This is a genomic window from Dietzia psychralcaliphila, assembly GCF_003096095.1.
Classification (GTDB): domain Bacteria; phylum Actinomycetota; class Actinomycetes; order Mycobacteriales; family Mycobacteriaceae; genus Dietzia; species Dietzia psychralcaliphila.
On record NZ_CP015453.1, the window covers coordinates 680622 to 700516 of the forward strand.

The following is a 19895-nucleotide window of genomic DNA, read 5'->3' on the forward strand; positions in this document are numbered from 1 at the left end:
CATGCTTGGGGGACCCCGCAGGAGAGTCGGGGAGAGGCGCTGAGGAGGCGAGCACCATGACATCCATCGAGATTCCGGGTTTCACTGCGACAACCGGGTCGGCGCCGGTGGCCGTGCCGGCTCCACCCGCGGCGGGGTCCGCCACCCGCGAGCCGTACCTGAGGCTGCACTGGAAAGACGACATCACGGGAGCCCGCGGCTTTCTCGTCGTGGACACCCTCACCGGTGGCCTCGCCACCGGCGGGACCAGGATGCGGGCCGGGTGCACCCTGGGGGAGGTGGAGGACCTGGCTCGCGGCATGACCCGCAAGACCGCCGCGTTCGATCTCCCCGTCGGTGGGGCCAAGGGCGGAATCGACTTCGATCCCAAGGACCCCCGCGCCGTCGAGGTGCTCTCCCGTTTCTGCGAGGCGATGCGCCCGTTCCTGGACCGCCACTGGGTGACTGCCGAGGACCTGGGCGTACCGCAGCACCTGATCGACGAGGTCTTCGCCGGTCTGGGGATGCGGCAGTCCTACCACGCCGCCATCGAGCGGTCCGACGATCCCGCCGCGACTGCCGGACGCATCTTCCGCGGGCTCACCGCCGAGGTCCCGGGCGGGCTGCTCGGCGACGTGATCGGCGGGTACGGGGTGGCGCAGGCCTGCCTGGCCGCCGCGTACGTGCGCGGCTGGGACGTGGGACGCACCACCGTCGCGGTCCAGGGCGTGGGCACGATGGGTGGCGCCGCGGCCTGGTATCTGCACGAGGCCGGGATGACGGTGGTGGCGGTCGCCGACGCCGCCGGGACGCTCTACGACCCGGCGGGCCTCGACATCCCCGCGCTGCTGGCCACCCGCGACCGCTTCGGCGAGATCGACCGCGATGCCGTCCCCGCACGGGTGCAGCGACTGGCGCGTGACGAGGTGATCGGGATGGACGTCGACGTCCTGGTCCCCGCCGCGGTCTCGTACGCGATCACCGCGGACAACTGCGCCTCCGTCACCGCACCGATCGTGGTGGAGGCCGCCAACGCCGCCACCACCATCGACGCCGAACTCGACCTGACGGCACGCGGGATCGCGGTGTTGCCGGACTTCGTGGCCAATGCCGGCGCGGTGGCCTGGGCCTGGTGGTTGATCCTCGGAGAGGTCGACGACCAGCCCGAGACCTCGTTCCTGAGGCTCAGCCGGGAGATGACGGCCAAGGTGGCGGACCTGCTCACCGACTGGAGCCCTGCGGACGGCCCGGTGCGCTGGACGGCCGACGTCTCGCACCTGGTGCGTGAGGTCCCGACGGTCATGGTGCCCTGACCCGGTTCGGCCGGAGCTGCGCCCGGTCAGACCCTCGGCCGTCTCGACGAACGGCACCGGTCGAAGGTCTCGCGGGCGCGGGCCCAGGACTGCTTCCCCAGTTCGACGTGGTCGGTGAGCATGTACACGGCGACGAGTCGCTGGTGGTCCCATGCCCGGTCGAGTAGCCCGTCGAGCAGTCGCTCGTCCCGGGGTCCGCGGTACCGCGCGAACACCTCGTCGACGAACCGCGGCCCGTACTCGAACAGTTCCGCGAAGTCGATCGCGGGATCGCCGAGACACATGTCGGCGAAGTCGATCACTCCGAGTCGGCCGGGCGTCACCGGGGACATTCCGGGAGCGCGGGAGCGGCCCGGCTCCCAGAACAGGTGGGCGGAGTAGACGTCACCGTGCAGGAACACCGGGGTCACAGGCGCATCGAGCAGCTCGTCCAGCCCGTCGAGGATCAGGTGTACCTCCCTCATCTCGTCGGCGGTGAGCCGCGACGGCAACTCCTTGGTGGCGATCTCGCGGAGGTGGTGGCGGTCCTCGTGCGGCCACGCCGGAGGCAGTCGATCCAGCGGTGGCCTCGAGGTGTCCTGCCGGTGCAACTCGGTGAGCAGTCCGCCGAGCCGATCGGTGATCGTCGTGACATCGGCGCGGGGGAGAGCCCCGAGCACCCCGGGTGTCAGTCGGTCGCCCCGGATGGTGGGGTAGCCCCCGAACACCGGGACGCCGCGGGCGGCGGAGATGTGCTCCCTGTGCGAGTAACGCGGAACCGTGACCTCGACGAGCGGGGCCACCAGATCCAGGGCGGCGACCTCCGTCTCGAGCAGGGGCGCGTACTCACCGTCGGGGAAGCGGAACACCAGGTCGGTGTGGCCCCGCGCGTCAGGGCCGGAGCAGCCACCCAGCAGGAGCACGACGTGGTCCCAGCCCTCCGTGACGCGCCGGGCGGTGCGCCAGCTCAGCTCCGGGTAGTGGAGTCGGAGCAGGTCGAGTTCGGACTGGTCCGTAGGTCCGGGCACGGTCGCGTCGTCCCGCATGGCCCCATGGTCGCACGGGATGCGGGCACCGATCCTGCTATCTCCGGACGCCGCCCGCGCCCACTCCGGACGCCGGCCGCGCTGTCGCAGCTCAGGCCTCGGGCTCGGCTGCCGCCGCCGCGTTCCCCTCGGTATCCCCGTTGCTCTTGCCGATGGCGGTGTGCAGGCGCGCCCGGCGGGGGGAGTCGTCGGTGCCCAGCAGGAGGTCGATGGTCAGACCCAGCCGACTGTTGACGTCGGCGGCCGACGACCGCCTGGTGAGCCAGGCGACGAGGTTCGACATCCACACGTCCGAGACGACGCGGGCGATCGAGAGCTGGACCTCGTCCGGCTCCCCCTCAGCCATGGCGCGCGCGATGATCCGGTCCATGTGGAAGCCCACCTCCTCGACCTCGTTGGCCACGGAGGCGTCGGCGAACATGAACGCGCGGGTCATGGCCTCGGTGAGGTTGGGGTCGCGCTGCATCGACTTGGTGATCATGTCCACCACGACCTTCATGCGCTCCTGTGCGGTGTCCCCGGGCGGGGCCGAGCGCTCGGTCCGCTGGTCCAGGCGGCGGAACTCGCGGGCCAGAGCCGAGACCAACAGGTGGACCTTGGAGGGGAAGTAGCGGTAGAGCGTGCCCACCGCGACCTCGGCCTTCTCGGCCACGGCACGCATCTGTACCGCCTCGTACCCGCCCTTGGCGGCCAGGGCCAGCGTGGCGTCGAGGATGCGGCGACGGCGCTCCCGCTGCGACGAGGTACTGGGTTCGTCACCGCGGGTCGCTGAGTCGGACGCGGCAGGACCGGAACCGGTCTCGGTCGACTTTGTCATGAGGCGAGCCTCCTGGGCTGGCGAGCGGCCGACGGGGGCCGGGTTCGGTGTTCACGTCCTGCTGGTGCATTCTAGAACACGGTTGTTAGAACACGTTCTACTATGGGGGAGTGCGCCGGTCCGCGAATCCGCGCCGGTTCGAACCCCGTCTCGACGAGGAGCCACCGTGAGCATCGCCACCACCCCGGATCAGACCGAGATCCAGAACTCGATCAAGTCCTGGGCGAAGTCAGTCGATCCCGTGGACACAGTACGCGCCCAGGAGACTGACCCGGACGCCTGGAAGGCGCTTTGGCCCCAGTTGGCCGAGCTGGGGCTCTTCGGCGTCGCCGTCGCCGAGGAGCACGGCGGGGCCGGAGCCGAGATCGTCGACCTGGCCTGCATGCTCGAGGAGGCCACCGCCCGGATGGCCCCGGGCCCGGTCCTGTCGACCGCGCTCGCCGGTGTCCTGGTCTCGCGTGCCGGGGGTGCCGTGGCCTCCGCGCTGGGCGAGACCATCGCCGAGGGCGGGCTGCCCGTGGGCGTCTGCCTGGGATACGGGGTCGCCACCCTGGACGGCTCGGGCGGTGCGGGGTCGATCACGGTGACCGGCGACCCGGGCGTGGCCTACGGCGGCACCACCGAGGGCGGGATCCTCCTGCCCGTGGAGTCAGCCGGCCAGGTCCGCTGGGCCCTGCTCGAGGGCGGCACCGAGGGCCTCACGGTGACCCCCGCCACCCCCTACGACCTGTCGGCCTCCATCGGTCACGTGGCCCTGGACGGGGTGAGCATCCCGGCCGACCGGATCCTCGACGGCATCACGACCGACGACGTCCGGCAGCTCTTCGTGACCCTCGCCGCCGCCGAGGCCGCCGGGGTCGCCGGTTACACGCTCGCCACGGCCGTGGAGTACGCCAAGATCCGCGAGCAGTTCGGTCGCACCATCGGCTCGTTCCAGTCCATCAAGCACCTGGCGGCCGACATGCTCTGCCGCACCGAGCAGGTCCGCGCCCTGGCCTGGGACGCCGCGGTCGCCGCCGAGGACCTCGGGACAGACTCCTCCGAACTCCCCGTGGCGGCTGCCGTCGCCGGAGCCCTGGCCTTCGACAACGCCGTCACCAACTCCCAGGACTGCATCCAGATCCTGGGCGGCATCGGCTTCACCTTCGAGCACGACGCGCATTTCTACATGCGCCGTGCGGGCGCGCTGCGGCAGGCGGTCGGCGGGGCCGCACGCTGGCGCCGGTCGTTGGCCGAGCTGACACTCGCCGGGACGCGTCGGCATCTCGAGATCGACCTGACGGAGATCGACGGGCTCGACGCCAGGCGCGAGGAGATCAGGGCCCTGGTCGCCCGGGTGGCCGCCGTGGACGGCGCCGAGCGCAAGCAGGCCCTGGCCGACACGGGCCTGTTCATGCCCCACCTTCCCGAGCCGTGGGGGCTGGGCGCCTCGCCCGCCGAGCAGCTCCTGATCGACGAGGAGCTCGAGGCCGCGGGCGTGAGCCGCCACAACATCACCATCGGCGGCTGGGCCGTGCCGACCATCCTGCAGGCCGCGCCCGAGCACTCCGATCTGTTGGTGCGCGGCACCATGGCCGGCGAGATCAAGTGGTGTCAGCTGTTCTCGGAGCCCGGCGCCGGCTCCGATCTCGCGGCGCTGCGAGCGACCGCGGAGAAGGTCGACGGCGGCTGGAAGATCAACGGCCAGAAGGTGTGGACCTCGCTGGCCCGCGAGGCCGACTGGGCCATGTGTCTCGCACGCACCGATCCCAGTGCCCCCAAGCACAAGGGCATCACCTACTTCCTCGTGGACATGAAGTCCGAGGGGATCCGGACCCGGCCGCTGCGCGAGATCACCGGTGAGGCGCTGTTCAACGAGGTCTACCTCGAGGACCTGTTCGTCCCCGACGAGTTCCAGGTCGGTCAGGTGAACGACGGCTGGAAGATCGCCCGCACCACTCTGGCCAACGAGCGCGTGGCCATGGGCGGCGGCTCCTCGCTCGGTGATGCCGCCGAGGAGATCGTCGGCTTGATCCGCGCGGCCGGTGCGGAGGACGACGCCCTGGTCCTGGACGAACTCGGCAAGCACGTCGCCGACGGCGTCGTGGGGAACCTGCTCGACCTGCGCACCGCCCTGCGCACCCTCGCCGGTTCCGGCCCGGGCGCGGAGTCGTCCGTCCGCAAGATCGTGGGCGTGCGCCACCGCCAGGACATCGCCGAGTTCGGACTCGAACTCACCGGCACCGGCGGGGTCGAGTTCACCGAGCAGGGACGCAAGTTCCTCATGGTCCGCTGCCTGTCCATCGCCGGCGGCACCGAGCAGGTCCTGCTCAACGTGGTCGGGGAACGCATCCTCGGCCTCCCCCGCGACTGACCGGCGCGAGCCCGAACACTCCCGCCCCCTTCCCGCACACCCCCTAACCGCACACCCCCGGACCCGAACAGGACTGATCCCCAGTGGACTTCACCCGCACCGAGACCCAGGCCGCCGTCGCCGAGGCCGTGGCCGGGGCACTCACCACGGCCGCCCCGGCCGATGAGCTGCTCACCGCACTGCCCAGCCGCGGTGTCGCCGACGCCGGATACGACGAGCGGCTGTGGTCCGCGTTCGCCGGGTCGGGGCTGCTCTCACTGGGCCTGCCCGCCGCGCTCGGCGGCGACGACCTCACCGTGGCCGACATCGCCGTGGTCCTCGAGGAGGTGGGCCGGTCCGGCGTGGTGATCCCCGCACTGGAGACCCTGGGCTTCGGCGTCCTGCCGATCGTCGCCCTCGGGACCGACGAGCAGCAGAAGGCTCTCCTCGAGGGCATCGAGGACGGCCGCATCCTCACCGCCGCCCTCGCCGAGCCGGGGAACCCGCTGCCGCTCGAGCCCACGGTGCGTCTGGACGGCGGGACCATCACCGGCACGGTCACCGCGGTCCGTTACGCAGCCCAGGCCCGATCGGTCCTGGTGCCGGTGTCAACGGCTGACGGGGCCCTCGGCGTCGTCGTCGTCGCCCCCGACGCCCCCGGGGTCACCCTGACCCCGACCCTCGGGTCGCTCGGCGTCCCCGAGTACGCGATGCGGTTCGAGGCGACGCCGGTCGACGACGACGAGGTACTCCGCGGCTCGGGTGACGGATCGGTCCTCGACGAGTTCCGTCGCCTCGTCCTGTCGGCGTGCATCGCCCACGGCGACGGCCTGGTCTCCGGCGCGCTGGACATGACCGCCGACTACCTCAAGGAGCGGGTGCAGTTCGGCAAGCCCCTCGGGGCGTTCCAGGCGGTCCAGCAGGAGCTGGCCGACGTCTACATCGTCTCGCGCACGCTGCACGTGATCTCGCAGTCGGTGACCTGGCGGATCTCGGAGGGTCTCACCGGCCCGGCGGACCGCTACGAGACCGACCCCACGATCGGCGCGTACTGGTTGGCCGCCGAGGGGCCGCGCGCGGTGCAGATCCTGCACCACCTGCACGGCGGGGTCGGAGTCGACATCACCTACCCGATGTTCAGGTACTCCTCGGCCGTGAAGGACCTGGCCCGCTTCGTCGGCGGTGCTCAGCTCCACCTGGACACCCTGGGCGCGGCGGTCGCGGCGGACCCGATCGACCACGTCGCCGCCACGGACGTGCACGCCCACGCCGACGCGGGCGCGGCCCCGGACGGCACGTTCATCGACCTCACCCCCGACCAACGGGCGCTGCAGGCCGAGCTCCGCGAGTACTTCTCCACGCTCATCTCGCCCGAGGAGGCGGCGGACATCGCCACCACCCGCCACGGTGACACCTACGCGGAGATCATCACGCGCATGGGCCGCGACGGCTGGCTGGGCGTGGGCTGGCCCACGGAGTACGGCGGCAAGGGCTTCGGCCACATCGAGCAGTTGCTCTTCACCAACGAGGCCACCCGCGCCGACGTGCCGTTGCCGTCGGTCACACTGCAGACGGTGGGGCCGACCCTGCAGAACTACGGCTCCGAGATGCAGAAGGAGAAGTTCCTCCCCGGCATCCTCGACGGCACCCTCCACTTCGCGATCGGCTACTCCGAGCCCGACGCCGGCACCGACCTCGCCGCGCTGCGGACCACGGCCAAGCGCGACGAGGCCACCGGTGACTGGATCATCAACGGTCAGAAGATGTGGACCACCGGCGGCCACCACGCCGACTACATCTGGCTGGCCGCGCGGACCGGTACCCCGGACTCCCGCCACCGCGGGCTGACGATCTTCATCGTCGACACCTCCGACCCCGGCTTCTCGTTCACCCCGATCATCACCTGCGACGGCGCCCACCACGTCAACGCCACCTACTACTCGGACGTGCGGGTCCCGGCGGACATGGTCGTGGGTGAGGTCGACGGCGGGTGGAAGATGCTCACCACCCAGCTCAACCACGAGCGGGTGATGCTGGCCCCGTCCGGTCGACCGGGCGGTTACTACGACGGGCTGGCCGACTGGGCCCGGGGCACCGGCGCCGACGGGCTCCGCCACCTGGACCGACCCGAGGTGCGGCGCGGGCTCGCCGAGATCTTCGCGTTCGTCCGACTCAACGAACTGCTCAACTGGCAGGTCTCCTCCGCGGGGGAGAACCCGTCGATGGGTGACTCGGCGGCGTCCAAGGTGTTCTCCACCGAGAAGATCCAGCATGTCGGCCGGATCATCGAGGAGCTGCTCGGTCGCTTCGGCGACCCCACCGACCCCGACACCGCGAAGCTGCAGCGCTGGTTCGACATGATGAACAAGCGCAACGTCGTGATCACCTTCGGCGGCGGCGTCAACGAGGTCATGCGCGAACTCGTCTGCATGGGCGGCCTCGGCATGCCCCGCACGGCCCGCTAGACCCGGCCCGCTGAACCCCCACGAACGAAGTGAGGCACACATGAGTGACGACACAGTCGACGACACCGCGACCGACGAGCGCGCCGGTCGCATCCTCGCCGCCGCCGACGAGGTCAGGGCCGCCGGCGGCAGCGCCCGCCGCGCGGGCCGCGACCCCGTCAACCTCCCCATGATCCGCAACTGGACCGAGGCGATCGGCGACGCCAACCCGATCTACTCCTCCGAGGATGCGGCCCGCGCCGCCGGCCACGGTGGCCCGGTGGCCCCGCCGGCCATGGCGCAGGTCTGGACCATGCGCGGACTCGGCAAGACCCGTGAGGGCGACGACCCGTTGGGCCGCATGACCGACATCCTGGACGCCGAGGGGTTCACCTCGGTCGTCGCGACCAACTGCGACTCGACCTATCACCGCTACACGCGACCGGGCGAGGAGATCACCATCGAATCGGTCCTCACCGACGTCGTGGGACCCAAGACCACGGGCCTGGGGGAGGGCTGGTTCTTCACCACCCGCAACTACTGGCGGGTGGGCGACGAGGTCGTGGCGGAGATGGACTTCCGCATCCTCAAGTTCCGGCCCGCCGCGAAGACCACCGAACCCGCGCCCGGTGACACTCCCGCCGAGCGGATCGTGGCCAGCTCCGGCTCGGCCACCGACGACCTGGTGGTGGGTAAGGTACTGCGCCCGTCGGTCTCGCACGACACCCGCTTCTTCTGGGACGGCGTGCGCGCCCACGAGCTGCGCATCCAGACACTGGAGGACGGGTCGCCGCAGCACCCGCCCGTACCCGCCCTGTGGAAGGACAAGACCGAGCAGACCGACTACACGGTGTCCTCGGGCCGCGGCACCGTGTTCAGCTTCGTCACCCACCACGCCCCGCGCGTGCCGGGCCGCACCCGGTTCCCGTTCGTCATCGCACTGGTGGAGCTGGACGAAGGAGTGCGCATGCTCGGCGAGCTGCGTGACGTCGACCCCGGCGAGGTCCGGATCGGCATGGAGGTGGAGGTCGAATTCCTCGACATGCCCGGTGGCCCCGGTGAGGATGCCGCGTTCGGCACCGAGCCGTGGACGCTGTACGCGTGGCGTCCCGCGGGGACTCCACCGGTGACGCGTCAGATGTCCGAGGTCCGGGAAGGGGCCGTCAAGTGAGTGAGAACCGCACCGTCTGCCCCGCCGAGCCGCCCGCCGCCCGGGTGGGGGACCGGCTCCCCGAGCTGACCATCGAGGGCACGCCGACCTTCATCGTGGCCTCGGCCCTGGCGACCCGGGATTTCCAGGACGTCCACCACGACCGCGACCTCGCCCTCGCCAAGGGTTCGAAGGACATCTTCGTCAACATCCTCACCGACACCGGCCTGGTGCAGAGGTTCGTCACCGACTGGGCGGGCCAGCGCGCGCGGATCACGTCGATCACGCTCCGCCTCGGCGTGCCCTGGTACGCGTACGACTCCCTCACCCTGGCCGGTGAGGTCACCGGGGTCGACGACGACGGGCTGGTCACGATCAAGATCGTCGGCACGGACTCATTGGGTGCGCACGTCACCTCGACGGCGACCCTCTACATGAACGGAGACCCGAAGTGAGCACGCTCACCGCTGATGCACTCTCGAACCGGGCTGCGATCGTCGGCATCGGCGCCACCGATTTCTCCAAGGACTCGGGCCGCTCCGAGCTGCGTCTGGCCGCGGAGGCCGTGCGCGCGGCCGTGGCCGACGCCGGACTGCAGCCATCGGACGTCGACGGGTTGGTGTCCTTCACCATGGACACCAACACCGAGATCGCGGTGGCCCGCGCCGCCGGCATCGGTTCGCTCAACTTCTTCTCCCGCATCCACTACGGCGGCGGCGCCGCGTGCGCCACGGTGCAGCAGGCCGCCATGGCCGTGGCGACCGGGGTCGCCGAGGTCGTGGTCTGTTACCGGGCCTTCAACGAGCGCTCCGGGATGCGGTTCGGTCAGGTCAACTCCGCGCTGGTGCAGCAGGTCAACTCCTCCGGGACGGACAACGCCTTCTCCTACCCGCACGGGCTCTCGACCCCGGCAGGGTTCGTGGCCATGGTCGCCCGGCGGTACATGCACGAGTACGGGGCCACGAGCGAGGACTTCGGCCGGGTCGCGGTGGTGGACCGCAAGCACGCCGCGGTCAACCCCGCTGCGTTCTTCCACGGCAAGCCCATCACGCTGGAGGACCACCAGAACTCGCGCTACATCGCCGAGCCGCTGCACCTGCTCGACTGCTGCCAGGAATCCGACGGCGGTCAGGCGATCGTGGTGACCACTCCCGAGAGGGCCAGGGACCTGCCGCACCGGCCGGTCTCGATCGCCGCGGCCGCGTCGGGCTCGGGCCCGGATCAGTACATCATGACCTCCTACTACCGCCCGGAGCTCGCGGGACTGCCGGAGATGGGGATCGTCGGCGACCAGCTGTGGGCGCAGTCCGGCCTGCGTGCGCAGGACATGGACACGGCGGTGCTCTACGACCACTTCACGCCGTACGTCCTCATGCAGCTCGAGGAGTTGGGATTCTGCGGTCGAGGCGAGGCCAAGGACTTCGTCCGGGAGCCGGGCGCGCTCGAGGTGGGCGGGAGACTACCGCTCAACACCCACGGCGGGCAGCTCGGTGAGGCCTACATCCACGGGATGAACGGTATCGCCGAGGGGGTGCGTCAGCTGCGCGGAGACTCGGTGAACCAGGTGCCGGGAGCCGAGACGCTCGTGGTGACCGCGGGTACCGGGGTCCCGACATCGGGTCTGGTGCTCACCGTCTGAGCTGACCGAATCGCCTGAACAGCCTGGTGTCTGGCCAATGACACCGTCGGCCGTGGCCACGGCAGTGGCCACGGTCCGGGGTGTCGCTCAACCGCGTAGACACCCGCGGACGAACGACCCGATGTCGCGGACCGCGACCTTGGCCTCGGGGACGAGGGGGTGGAAGACCTGGAACACGTGGAACTGGTGCGGCCACAGCTGGAACTCGTGGCGGACCCCGTGTTCGGCGAATCGCTCGGCGAGCTGCTCGATCCCTCCGCTGAAGATCTCCTCGCCGCCACACTGGATGAGGAACGGCGGCCACTCGGGGGAGGGGGTGTAGTTGATCGGGGAGATCGCCGGGTCCTCGGGGTCCACACCCGGTGCGTACTGCGAGCGACAGAGTTCGGCCAGCCCCACCGCGAGGAACGGGTCCTTGCGGGCGCGGTCCCGTGCGGACATGTCCGTGAAATCGAGGTCCACCCACGGAGAGAGCAGGACGACCCCCGCCGGCATCGGGGCCTTCTCCCTCTCCAGGGCGGCCACGAGTTGGAGGGCGAGGTTGCCGCCGGCGGAGTCGCCGGCCACCACGATGTCCTGGGCGCGGAACCCCATGCTCAACAGCCACTCCCAGCCCGCGAGGGTGTCCTCCGTGGCCGCGGGGTGCGGATGCTCCGGTGCGAGCCTGTAGTCGGGCAGGAAGACGGGCACGCCGGTCTCGCTGGCGATCCGGGACGCGAGCGCCTTGTGCGACCAGGGGGATCCGAACGTGAATCCGCCACCGTGGATGTGGAAGATCACCTTGTCCGAGTGGAAGAACCGCTTCCGGCCCACCCACAGACCGGGCACGGGGCCGTCCGATGACCAGTCGTTGGTGGTCTCCAGGGCTGCCGCTCGACCGGCGCCGGAGGTCAGCGCACGCAGGCGTCCGAGCGACACATCGGTGGCCGGCATCTTGTCGAGGGCCGGCCGGACGAACATCCGCAGTCCTCCGGCGAGGCCGCGGGACCGGAGGGTCCCCTGCTCTCCGGGGCCCGTCAGGGCTGGTCTTCGGGCGGACGGGCGATCCGCCTCCGGGGCGGCGGACCGGCGACCGTCCACCGGGACGCTCCCCGTCCGGGTGGCGTGGGGCAGCATCAGGCCCCCGTCATAGGGCGTGCCGCTCTGCGGAGACCGCCGTGAACTCATGTCCAAAATGTAGGCGGTCCTGAGCGTGGGGTCACGCAGATTCGCCGTTGGCACACCGATTACCTTTAGAACTCGTTCTATTTATTCGAAGTTTGCGCTGCTCAGGGTGCCGTCTGGACATGAGAACAAGTTCAGGTCACAATGTGAGGACAGCCACAGTTCGTCCGCCCTCGCGAAGGATTCTGCCATGACCGAAGCTGCTGACCATTCGACCGATCCACTCGCCGGAACAAACCCGGAGATGAACGAGGCCGCGGTGTTCGAGGCCGTCGCCGACAAGATCCCGGACAACACACTGCTGACCATGGACGGGGTGGAGTACACCTACCGTCAGATGGACGAGCTCGCCAACCGGATGGGTCATCTGCTCAAGGCCCACGGCGCGGAGCCGCAGAGCCATGTCGCGCTGTACATGAAGAACAGTGCCGAGCACATGGCGGCGATCGTCGCGGCCATGAAGATCCGGGTGGCCGGGATCAACGTCAACTACCGCTACACCCCGGCCGAGCTGGTCTACCTGTTCAACGATTCGCAGTCGGTCGCCGTCCTCGTCGACGCGGAGTTCGCGGAGACCATGGCCGCCGCCGTGCCCAAGCTCGAGACCGCCCGCACGGTCCTCGTGGTGGGCGGCGTCCCGCAGGTCCTCGCCGACGCCTGCGCGGAGAACGGCCTGACGGTCGTCGACGTGGACGCCGAGCTGCCGACGCAGTCCGCGGAGCGCGATTTCGCGCCCGCTCGCGGCGACGACCACTGGATCGTCTACACCGGCGGCACCACCGGCTTCCCCAAGGGCGTCCAGTGGCACATGTCGGACTACTACTACGCGTGCCTGTCCGGCGGTAACCCGTACGGCGACAAGCGCCACAGCGCCCAGGAGGTCGCGGACAACGTCTCGCCCGAGGGCGGCTTCAAGATCGTCATCTCGGCCCCGCTCATGCACGGCGCCGGACTGTTCACCCTGCTGACCTTCGTCAACCTGGGTGGCCACCTGGTCATGTTCCGCGACTTCGACGCCGAGGTGATCGTGGACGCGACCGCCGAGTACAAGGCCCAGCTGCTGATGTTCGTCGGCGACGGCATGGCGGTTCCGATCACCGATGCCCTGCTCGAGGCGAAGAAGACCAAGGACTTCAGCGCGCTGTTCATGGTCGCCTCCGGCGGTGGTATCTGGTCCAAGACCTCGCGCGACCGGCTGGTCGCGGAGTTCCCGAACGTCATCATCCGAGACAACTTCGGCGCGTCCGAGACCGGCAACGACGGCGAGATGAACCTGAACGAGCAGGGCGAGATGCTTCTCTCGCCCACGCCGCGCCTCGGTCTGATCGACGAGTCGAACCAGCCGATCGCGCCCGGTTCGGAGGAGGTCGGGTACATCGTGCGCCGCGGCCATGTCCCCATCGGCTACTGGAACGACCCGGAGAAGACCGCCAAGACCTTCCCGGAGGTCGACGGGCAGCGGGTCGCCGTGCTCGGCGACATGGGTCAGATCCGCGAGGACCGCACGATCGTCTTCCTGGGCCGCGGCTCGGGTTGCATCAACACCGGTGGCGAGAAGGTCTTCCCGGAGGAGGTCGAGCAGGCCCTCAAGGCGCACCCGGCCGTCCACGACGCGCTGGTCGCCGGAGCTCCGGACGAGCGCTACGGCCAGAAGGTGGCCGCGGTCGTGTCGTTCCGCGACGGGATGTCGGCCGAGCCGGAGGAGCTCTCGTCATTCCTGCGCGAATCTCTGGCGAACTACAAGGTCCCCAAGGTGATCGTGGACGTCCCCGAGATCCGTCGCTCGCCCGCCGGTAAGGCCGACTACAAGTGGGCCAAGGAGCGAATCTCCAGCAACTGACGCCACACGGCGTCACCACACGGCGCCATCCCGGCCGTCCGCCCGCCAGGCCGGGCCCGCAGCAGCGGGCCCGGCCGCGGTGCGTTCAGCCTGCGGCGAGGATGCGTTCGACCGCGCCCATCGGCACCGCCACCCAGCCGGGCCGGTTCCGTGTCTCGTACACCACCTCGTACAGCGCCTTGTCCAACGTGTAGGCCCGCAGCAGCGCGCCGGTCTCGCGCGGATCCGAGGCGCTGACCTCAGCGTAGCCGGTGCAGAAGGCGTCGACGTTGCGGTCCCGCCACTCGCGAGCCCGGAATCGCAGCTGCCGGTCGTCGACCCCGACCAGCGTGTGCTGGGCGGCGTAGTCGAGGCTGCGCAGGATCCCCGCCACGTCCCGGGCGGGGGAGTCCGGGACCCGGCGTTCCGCCAGTGGGGCGGAGGGCTCGCCCTCGAAGTCGATGATGATCCAGTGGTCCGGGGTCCGCAGCGTCTGGCCCAGGTGCAGGTCGCCGTGGACGCGGTGGACGGGCACCGGGCCGGAGTCGGCGACCTCGTCGAACACCGCCCGGGCGGCGTCGGCGAACCCGGACAGCCCGGGGACCTCGGCCACCGCCGCGTCGAGCCGCGCCCGCATGGCCGTCACGAGCTCGGCGCCGTCCCGGGTGGTGGAGCCGGTCGCGGCCGCGAGGTCGCTGTGGACCCGCGCCACGGCGGCACCGAGTCTCCTGGACTCGTCGGCGAAGTCGGTCCCCACCTCATCGGCCAGCAGGTCGGCCTCGGCGAACAGATCGCGAACGCTCGCCGTGGCCATCGCCCACCCGTCGGCGGCGCCGGCGAGGAATTCCTGGGCCATCGCCAGCGTGGTGGGGCCGATCGCGTCGTCAGTGTTCCCGCCGTCCGTGTCCCCGCCGTCCAGCTCGATCCAGCCCCGCAGCGACGCCACGGCCGGGCACTCCCGACCGGCCAACGCGGCGTGGAGCTCCACGTCGGGGTTCAGGCCCGGTTGGACCAGCCGGAACACCTTGACCATGAGGTCGTCGCCGAACACCAGGGAGGAGTTGGACTGCTCGCCCTCGAGCAACCGGCCCCGCGTGGGCTCGGGCAGCGTGGCACCGGGGACCAGTCGAAACCGCAGCCCGCCGACCTCGTCCTGCCCGGCCAGGTGGCGGAGCAGCGACTCGGTGCCGCGGGGGTCGCGCAACCCGTCGTAGACCACGGGGGAGGCGCCCTCCGGGGTCAACGGGAACGTCCGTCGGTCCCCGGGCAGCTCGGCCGCGGTCGCGATCGGCACCTGGTAGCGCTGGGGCCGGCCGTCGACCAGGACGTCCACCAGTAGGTGCTCGACCAGTACGTCCGGGTCGTCCAGGAAGACCTCGCGTCTGGCGATCCGCACTCCGGTGAGTGCGAGCCCCTTACCCGAGAACCAGCGTTGAGCGGGCAACCAGTCGGTCAGTAGCCGGGTGAGCGTGCCGTCTTCGACCGGGGGGATGCTCATGCCGGTGCCTCTCATGCCGGTGCTTTCGTGGGACTGCGCAGCTCCAGCCAGTAGAAGCCGTAGCCGGGAAGGGTGAGCTGGTACGGGTCGGCGTCGATCTCGGGGAACGGGACCCCGCCGGTGAGCTCGGTGGGCAGTCGGCCGGCGAACTCCGACAGGTCCAGGCGCACGGCCTGCGGGAACCTCGAGAGGTTGTTGACGCACAGGATCAGATCCGACTCCGAGTCCTCGCCGGGGGCGTCCATCGACCTGAGGTAGGCCAGGATGCTCGGGTTGGACCCGCCGAGGTCGGTGAACTCGCCGCGGCCGAACGCGGGGTGGCTCTTGCGCACGTGGATCATCCGCCGCGTCCAGTGCAGGAGGCTGGCGGTGGAGTTGAGCTGCGCCTCCACGTTGACGCCCTGGTAGCCGTACTGCGGGTCCATGATCACCGGCAGGTAGAGCCGGCCCGGGTCGCAGCGGGAGAAGCCGGCGTTGCGGTCGGGGCTCCACTGCATGGGCGTGCGCACGGCATCGCGGTCGCCCAACCAGATGTTGTCGCCCATCCCGATCTCGTCGCCGTAGTACAGCACCGGTGATCCGGGCAGACTGAGCAGCAGCGCTGAGAACAGCTCCAGCTGGTTGTGGTCGCCGTCGAGCAGCGGGGCCAGCCGTCGGCGGATGCCGATGTTGGCCTTCATCCGCGGGTCCTTGGCGTACTCGGCGTACATGTAGTCGCGTTCCTCGTCGGTCACCATCTCGAGCGTCAGCTCGTCGTGGTTGCGCAGGAAGATGCCCCACTGGGCCGACGACGGGATGCCGGGGGTGTGCGCGAGGATCTCGGTCACGGGGAACCGGGATTGGCGCCGCACCGCCATGAAGATTCGCGGCATGAGCGGGAAGTGGAACGCCATGTGGCACTCGTCGCCCACCTCGGGCTCACCGAAGTACGCCACCACGTCCTCGGGCCACTGGTTCGCCTCGGCCAGCAGCACCCGCCCGGGGTACTCCTCGTCCACCACCGCTCGACACTTGCGCAGGAACTCGTGCGTCTCCGGCAGGTTCTCGCAGTTGGTGCCGTCGCGCTCGAAGAGGTAGGGCACGGCGTCCAGGCGGAACCCGTCGATCCCCAGGTCCAGCCAGAACCGCAGGACGTCGATCATCGCGTCCTGGACCTCGGGGTTGTCGTAGTTGAGGTCGGGCTGGTGGGAGAAGAAGCGGTGCCAGTAGAACTGTCCGCGCACGGGATCGTAGGTCCAGTTGGAGGACTCGGTGTCGACGAAGATGATGCGGGCGTCCGGGTACCGGGTGTCGTCGTCGGACCACACGAAGAAGTCGCCGTACGGCCCGGTCGGGTCGGAGCGTGACTCCTGGAACCAGGCGTGGGTGTCGGAGGTGTGGTTCATGACCAGGTCGGTGATCACGCGCATGCCGCGCTTGTGGGCCTGGTCGAGGAACTCCACGAAGTCGTCGACGGTGCCGAACTCGGGGAGGACCGTCCGGAAGTCGCGGATGTCGTAGCCGCCGTCGCGGAGCGGGGAGTCGTAGAAGGGCGGCAGCCAGAGGCAGTCGACCCCCAGCCACTCCAGGTAGTCGAGCTTCTCGGTGAGCCCGCGCAGGTCCCCGGTGCCGTTGCCGTCTGAGTCGTTGAACGCCCTGACCAGGACCTCGTAGAACACGGCCGACTTGTACCAGTCACGGTCGATCTCGAGCTCGGTCGCGTGCCGGTAGTTGTCGGCGCTGGGCTCGACCACGTGACCGTCGTCGGTCAGCTCGGTCTCGGAGTGTCGGGGATCGGACGCGTGTAGGTCGGCCTGGTGGCGCGACATCGGTGACATGGGGGCGAGCCTACGGCCCAGTACGATCCGTTGCATGCGGAAAATCGAGCCGGCAGAGCGTGTGCGCGGCGCGGGGTGGCCAAATCCGGTGCGGTCGTATCGGGATCGGCACGGCCGACGTGCCCGCGCGCTGGCGGCGCTGTTGGACGGCGACGACGACGAGGTGGTCGTGCGCCCCTGGGACCTGCGTCTACCCCGGACGGTCATTCTCGCGGCAGCCCGGAACAGGGGCCTGGAGCCGGTGAGTGGCACCGAGGCGCTCGCCCAGCGTGGGCCGTGGCTGGAACCGATGCACTTCACCCGCGTGCGGGATGCTGGCATTCACCCCACCGGCATTCACCCCACCGGAAGTCGCTCCACTGGCGTGCGGTCCACCGGTGACTACTCCACCCGAACCGTCGGGCCGGGCGCCCGATGAGTGTCGGCTGGGTGCTCGTGCTGTTGGCGCTGCTGCCGCTCGCCGCGTGGCTGGTGGCGCTCGCCGTGGTCGCCATGCTCCGGGCACTGCGCCGTCGGGGGGACGAGCAGACGCGCCGCCTGCGACTGGCGCGGATGCTGGGCTCCGCCGACCTCGTCGTCGTCCCCACCTCGGACGTCGACCTGCCCGAGTCCACCGTCCTGGCAGTGGCCGCGGATGCCGGTTTCCGGTTCCTGGGGTACGAGCGCACCGACTCGCCGCTGCGGCGCCGCGTCGGGGTGTTCGTGCGGGTGGGCGGAGAGGTGGACACTGTCGTTCAAGGAGCTGTTGTTCAACGAGCTGTTGCTCGAGGAGCTTCGGTTCGGGGATAAGGGGTCCGCGGGATCGGCGGCTCGGGGATGAGTGGTCCGCGGGATCGGGGACCGGCCCGCCCGGTAGTGTCGCCCGCATGCGAATCGGAATGGCACTCAACTACAGCGGCGGGTTCTCCGAGGTCGCCGCGGAAGCCGCGGATCTCGAGCGGGCGGGCCTGGACATCGCGTTCGTGCCCGAGGCCTACTCGTTCGACGCCGTGAGCCAGCTCGGCTTCCTGGCCGCGCGGACCTCGCACATGGAGCTGGCCTCCGGCATCCTGCAGATCTACACACGCACGCCCACCCTCACCGCCATGACGGCTGCGGGTCTGGACTACGTCTCCGACGGTCGGTTCACCCTGGGTCTCGGTGCCTCGGGGCCGCAGGTGGTCGAGGGCTTCCACGGCGTGAAATATGACGCGCCGCTGGGCCGCACGCGGGAGATCATCGAGATCTGCCGGAAGGTGTGGCGGCGCGAGAAGCTGGTGCACGACGGCGCGAAGTACCAGATCCCGCTGCCGGCCGACCAGGGGACGGGGCTGGGCAAGCCGCTCAAGCTCATCAACCACCCTGTGCGCGAGAGCATCCCCATCGTGCTGGCCGCGCTGGGGCCGAAGAACGTCGAGCTCGCCGCGGAGATCGCCGACGGCTGGCAGCCGATGTTCTTCCACCCCGAGAAGGCGCACCTGGCGTGGGGTGAGCCCCTGCGAGCGGGGCGCGAGAAGCGGGATCCGTCGCTCGGCGAGCTCGAGGTGTACGCCGGCCCGCCTCTGGCGATCGTCGACGAGTCCGAGGTCCCGGGCTACCTCGATCTGGTCCGGCCGCACCTCGCCCTCTACATCGGTGGCATGGGCGCCAAGGGCAAGAACTTCTACAACGAGCTCGCGTGCCGCTACGGCTACGAGGCCGAGGCCGCCCGAATCCAGGACCTGTACCTGGAGGGCAAGAAGGACGAGGCGGCAGCCGCGGTGCCCGACGAGCTCGTGCGGTCGGTCTCGCTGATCGGCCCCGAGTCCTACGTGGCGGAGCGGGTCGAAGCCTTCCGCGAGGCCGGGGCCACCACTCTGACCGTCACACCCATGGCGATGGACGCGCCCGGCCGTGTCCGCCTCGTTGAGCAGTTCCGCGCGCTGTGTTGAGGGAACCCCGGGGCTGACGGTCTCCGGATAGCGCAACGCCCCGAGTTATCGAGCAACTCCCCGCGGTCGTCGACCGCGGGGAGTTGTCGTCTTGATCGTTGTCGTGTCGGGGATCGGCGTCGCCGGGTCAGGCGAGCGTGACCACCACGTTCTTGAGCACGGGGGCGTCGTCGCGCTCGGCGGCCGTGGCGGCCACGAGCAGCTGCGAGCCGTCCTCCCACACCCGGATGCGCATGGTCTCACCGGGGAAGAAGACGCCACCGAAGGTCACGCCGTACCCGCGGACCCGCTCGACATCGCCTCCGAGGACCTCGTCGACGACCGCCCGCAGCACCATGCCGTAGGAGCACAGCCCGTGGAGGATGGGCCGCGGGAACCCGGCCGCCTCGGCGAACGCGGGATCGGAGTGCAGCGGGTTGCGGTCACCGCAGAGGCGGTAGAGCAGCGCCTGCTGCGGCAGGCTCTCGACCTCGATGGTGTGATCGGCCTCCCGCTGGGGGTACTCGACCTTCTCGGAGGTTCCGCGCTCGCCACCGAAGCCACCCTCACCCTTGGCGAAGATCCCGGACCGCGAGGTCCACAGCTTCTCGCCCTCGGCGGAGACGGTCTCGGACTCCTGGATGATCACCGCGGCGGAGCCCTTGTCCTGGATCTCGGCGATCCGGGTGGTGGTGACGGCGGTGCCGTCCGCGGGGATGGGGCGGTGGAGCTCGACGGACTGGCTGCCGTGCACGACCTTGGCCAGGTCGATCTCGACACCGGGGAACGACACCCGCGGGGCCTCGGTGACGTTCATCGTGGCGGCGACGGTGGCGAACGACGGAAGGACCTTGGGCTGCGAGTCGTCCACGTAGGCCAGCCCGACGGTGTCCATCGGATCGCCGGCCGCGCCCACGCCGAGCGCGTAGAGCGCCACGTCGGAGGCGGTCCAGGAGAACTCCTGGGAGGGGAGCTCGGCCCCCAGGGCCGTCGAGAGGTCGATCGGCAC

General features: G+C 70.2%; 16 protein-coding genes. 10 read left to right on the forward strand and 6 right to left on the reverse strand.

Translation table 11 applies throughout. The features are described 5' to 3' along the window. The first annotated feature begins 56 nt into the window (after positions 1-56). Complete coding sequence (locus A6048_RS03040) at positions 57-1292, forward strand: Glu/Leu/Phe/Val family dehydrogenase (RefSeq protein ID WP_200837376.1); 1236 nt, start codon at positions 57-59, stop codon at positions 1290-1292. 26 nt (positions 1293-1318) lie between these two features. Here the strand turns inward: A6048_RS03040 and A6048_RS03045 are convergent, their stop codons facing one another. Both A6048_RS03045 and kstR read right to left on the reverse strand, forming a co-directional pair. Next, on the reverse strand, positions 1319-2317 hold the full coding sequence (locus A6048_RS03045; RefSeq protein WP_107748878.1) for a phosphotransferase family protein: 999 nt from the start codon (positions 2315-2317) through the stop codon (positions 1319-1321). A 91-nt stretch (positions 2318-2408) separates the two neighbouring features. After that, positions 2409-3134, reverse strand: a complete 726-nt coding sequence (gene kstR / locus A6048_RS03050; RefSeq protein WP_107748877.1) for a cholesterol catabolism transcriptional regulator KstR — start codon at positions 3132-3134, stop codon at positions 2409-2411. A 166-nt stretch (positions 3135-3300) separates the two neighbouring features. Between kstR and A6048_RS03055 the strand changes: the two genes are divergently transcribed. From A6048_RS03055 to A6048_RS03075, 5 genes are all read left to right on the forward strand, one after another. Then, entirely contained in the window at positions 3301-5487 is a 2187-nt protein-coding gene (locus A6048_RS03055; protein ID WP_107748876.1) for an acyl-CoA dehydrogenase family protein, read from the forward strand. Between the two features lie 83 nt (positions 5488-5570). Further along, a complete protein-coding gene (locus tag A6048_RS03060) occupies positions 5571-7931 on the forward strand; it encodes an acyl-CoA dehydrogenase family protein (RefSeq protein ID WP_107748875.1) in 2361 nt (786 codons plus the stop codon). 40 nt (positions 7932-7971) lie between these two features. Then, positions 7972-9081, forward strand: coding sequence for a bifunctional MaoC family dehydratase N-terminal/OB-fold nucleic acid binding domain-containing protein (locus A6048_RS03065; RefSeq protein ID WP_107748874.1), 1110 nt, complete (start codon positions 7972-7974; stop codon positions 9079-9081). Continuing rightward, a complete protein-coding gene (locus tag A6048_RS03070) occupies positions 9078-9515 on the forward strand; it encodes a MaoC family dehydratase (protein WP_412523682.1) in 438 nt (145 codons plus the stop codon). The genes A6048_RS03065 and A6048_RS03070 overlap by 4 nt, the downstream gene beginning before the upstream one ends. Continuing rightward, complete coding sequence (locus A6048_RS03075; RefSeq protein ID WP_107748873.1) at positions 9512-10699, forward strand: lipid-transfer protein; 1188 nt, start codon at positions 9512-9514, stop codon at positions 10697-10699. Before A6048_RS03070 ends, A6048_RS03075 begins: the two co-directional genes overlap by 4 nt. A gap of 87 nt (positions 10700-10786) precedes the next feature. On the opposite strand, the gene A6048_RS03080 is transcribed toward A6048_RS03075, so the two are convergent. Next, on the reverse strand, positions 10787-11866 hold the full coding sequence (locus tag A6048_RS03080; RefSeq protein WP_235027499.1) for an alpha/beta hydrolase: 1080 nt from the start codon (positions 11864-11866) through the stop codon (positions 10787-10789). 187 nt (positions 11867-12053) lie between these two features. On the opposite strand from A6048_RS03080, the gene A6048_RS03085 reads away from it, so the two are divergent. Continuing rightward, entirely contained in the window at positions 12054-13703 is a 1650-nt protein-coding gene (locus A6048_RS03085) for an AMP-binding protein (protein ID WP_107748871.1), read from the forward strand. An 85-nt stretch (positions 13704-13788) separates the two neighbouring features. Here the strand turns inward: A6048_RS03085 and A6048_RS03090 are convergent, their stop codons facing one another. Both A6048_RS03090 and treS read right to left on the reverse strand, forming a co-directional pair. Further along, positions 13789-15180 carry a maltokinase N-terminal cap-like domain-containing protein gene (locus A6048_RS03090; RefSeq protein WP_107748870.1) on the reverse strand — a complete coding sequence of 464 codons (1392 nt, stop codon included), beginning with the start codon at positions 15178-15180 and terminating at the stop codon, positions 13789-13791. An 11-nt stretch (positions 15181-15191) separates the two neighbouring features. Further along, entirely contained in the window at positions 15192-16997 is a 1806-nt protein-coding gene (treS, locus tag A6048_RS03095) for a maltose alpha-D-glucosyltransferase (protein ID WP_425320804.1), read from the reverse strand. Between the two features lie 34 nt (positions 16998-17031). Here treS and A6048_RS03100 point away from each other — a divergent pair, with 34 nt between their 5' ends. The 3 genes from A6048_RS03100 to A6048_RS03110 all read left to right on the forward strand — a co-directional run bounded on the left by A6048_RS03100 (position 17032) and on the right by A6048_RS03110 (position 18907). Next, positions 17032-17415 (forward strand): hypothetical protein, encoded by a 384-nt coding sequence (locus tag A6048_RS03100; protein WP_235027441.1) that lies wholly within the window; start codon positions 17032-17034, stop codon positions 17413-17415. After that, positions 17412-17786 carry a hypothetical protein gene (locus tag A6048_RS03105; protein ID WP_107748869.1) on the forward strand — a complete coding sequence of 125 codons (375 nt, stop codon included), beginning with the start codon at positions 17412-17414 and terminating at the stop codon, positions 17784-17786. Before A6048_RS03100 ends, A6048_RS03105 begins: the two co-directional genes overlap by 4 nt. 77 nt (positions 17787-17863) lie before the next feature. Continuing rightward, on the forward strand, positions 17864-18907 hold the full coding sequence (locus A6048_RS03110) for an LLM class F420-dependent oxidoreductase (protein ID WP_107748868.1): 1044 nt from the start codon (positions 17864-17866) through the stop codon (positions 18905-18907). A 127-nt stretch (positions 18908-19034) separates the two neighbouring features. Here A6048_RS03110 and A6048_RS03115 read toward each other — a convergent pair whose 3' ends face one another. Next, complete coding sequence (locus tag A6048_RS03115; protein WP_107748867.1) at positions 19035-19895, reverse strand: MaoC/PaaZ C-terminal domain-containing protein; 861 nt, start codon at positions 19893-19895, stop codon at positions 19035-19037.

Coding starts and splice junctions, on each gene's coding strand:
- A6048_RS03040 (WP_200837376.1), top strand. CDS start 57: ATGACATCCATCGAGATTCCGGGTTTCACTGCGACAACCGGGTCGGCG.
- A6048_RS03045 (WP_107748878.1), bottom strand. CDS start 2,317: ATGCGGGACGACGCGACCGTGCCCGGACCTACGGACCAGTCCGAACTC.
- kstR (WP_107748877.1), bottom strand. CDS start 3,134: ATGACAAAGTCGACCGAGACCGGTTCCGGTCCTGCCGCGTCCGACTCA.
- A6048_RS03065 (WP_107748874.1), top strand. CDS start 7,972: ATGAGTGACGACACAGTCGACGACACCGCGACCGACGAGCGCGCCGGT.
- A6048_RS03080 (WP_235027499.1), bottom strand. CDS start 11,866: ATGAGTTCACGGCGGTCTCCGCAGAGCGGCACGCCCTATGACGGGGGC.
- A6048_RS03085 (WP_107748871.1), top strand. CDS start 12,054: ATGACCGAAGCTGCTGACCATTCGACCGATCCACTCGCCGGAACAAAC.
- A6048_RS03090 (WP_107748870.1), bottom strand. CDS start 15,180: ATGAGCATCCCCCCGGTCGAAGACGGCACGCTCACCCGGCTACTGACC.
- treS (WP_425320804.1), bottom strand. CDS start 16,997: ATGTCACCGATGTCGCGCCACCAGGCCGACCTACACGCGTCCGATCCC.
- A6048_RS03100 (WP_235027441.1), top strand. CDS start 17,032: ATGCGGAAAATCGAGCCGGCAGAGCGTGTGCGCGGCGCGGGGTGGCCA.
- A6048_RS03105 (WP_107748869.1), top strand. CDS start 17,412: ATGAGTGTCGGCTGGGTGCTCGTGCTGTTGGCGCTGCTGCCGCTCGCC.
- A6048_RS03110 (WP_107748868.1), top strand. CDS start 17,864: ATGCGAATCGGAATGGCACTCAACTACAGCGGCGGGTTCTCCGAGGTC.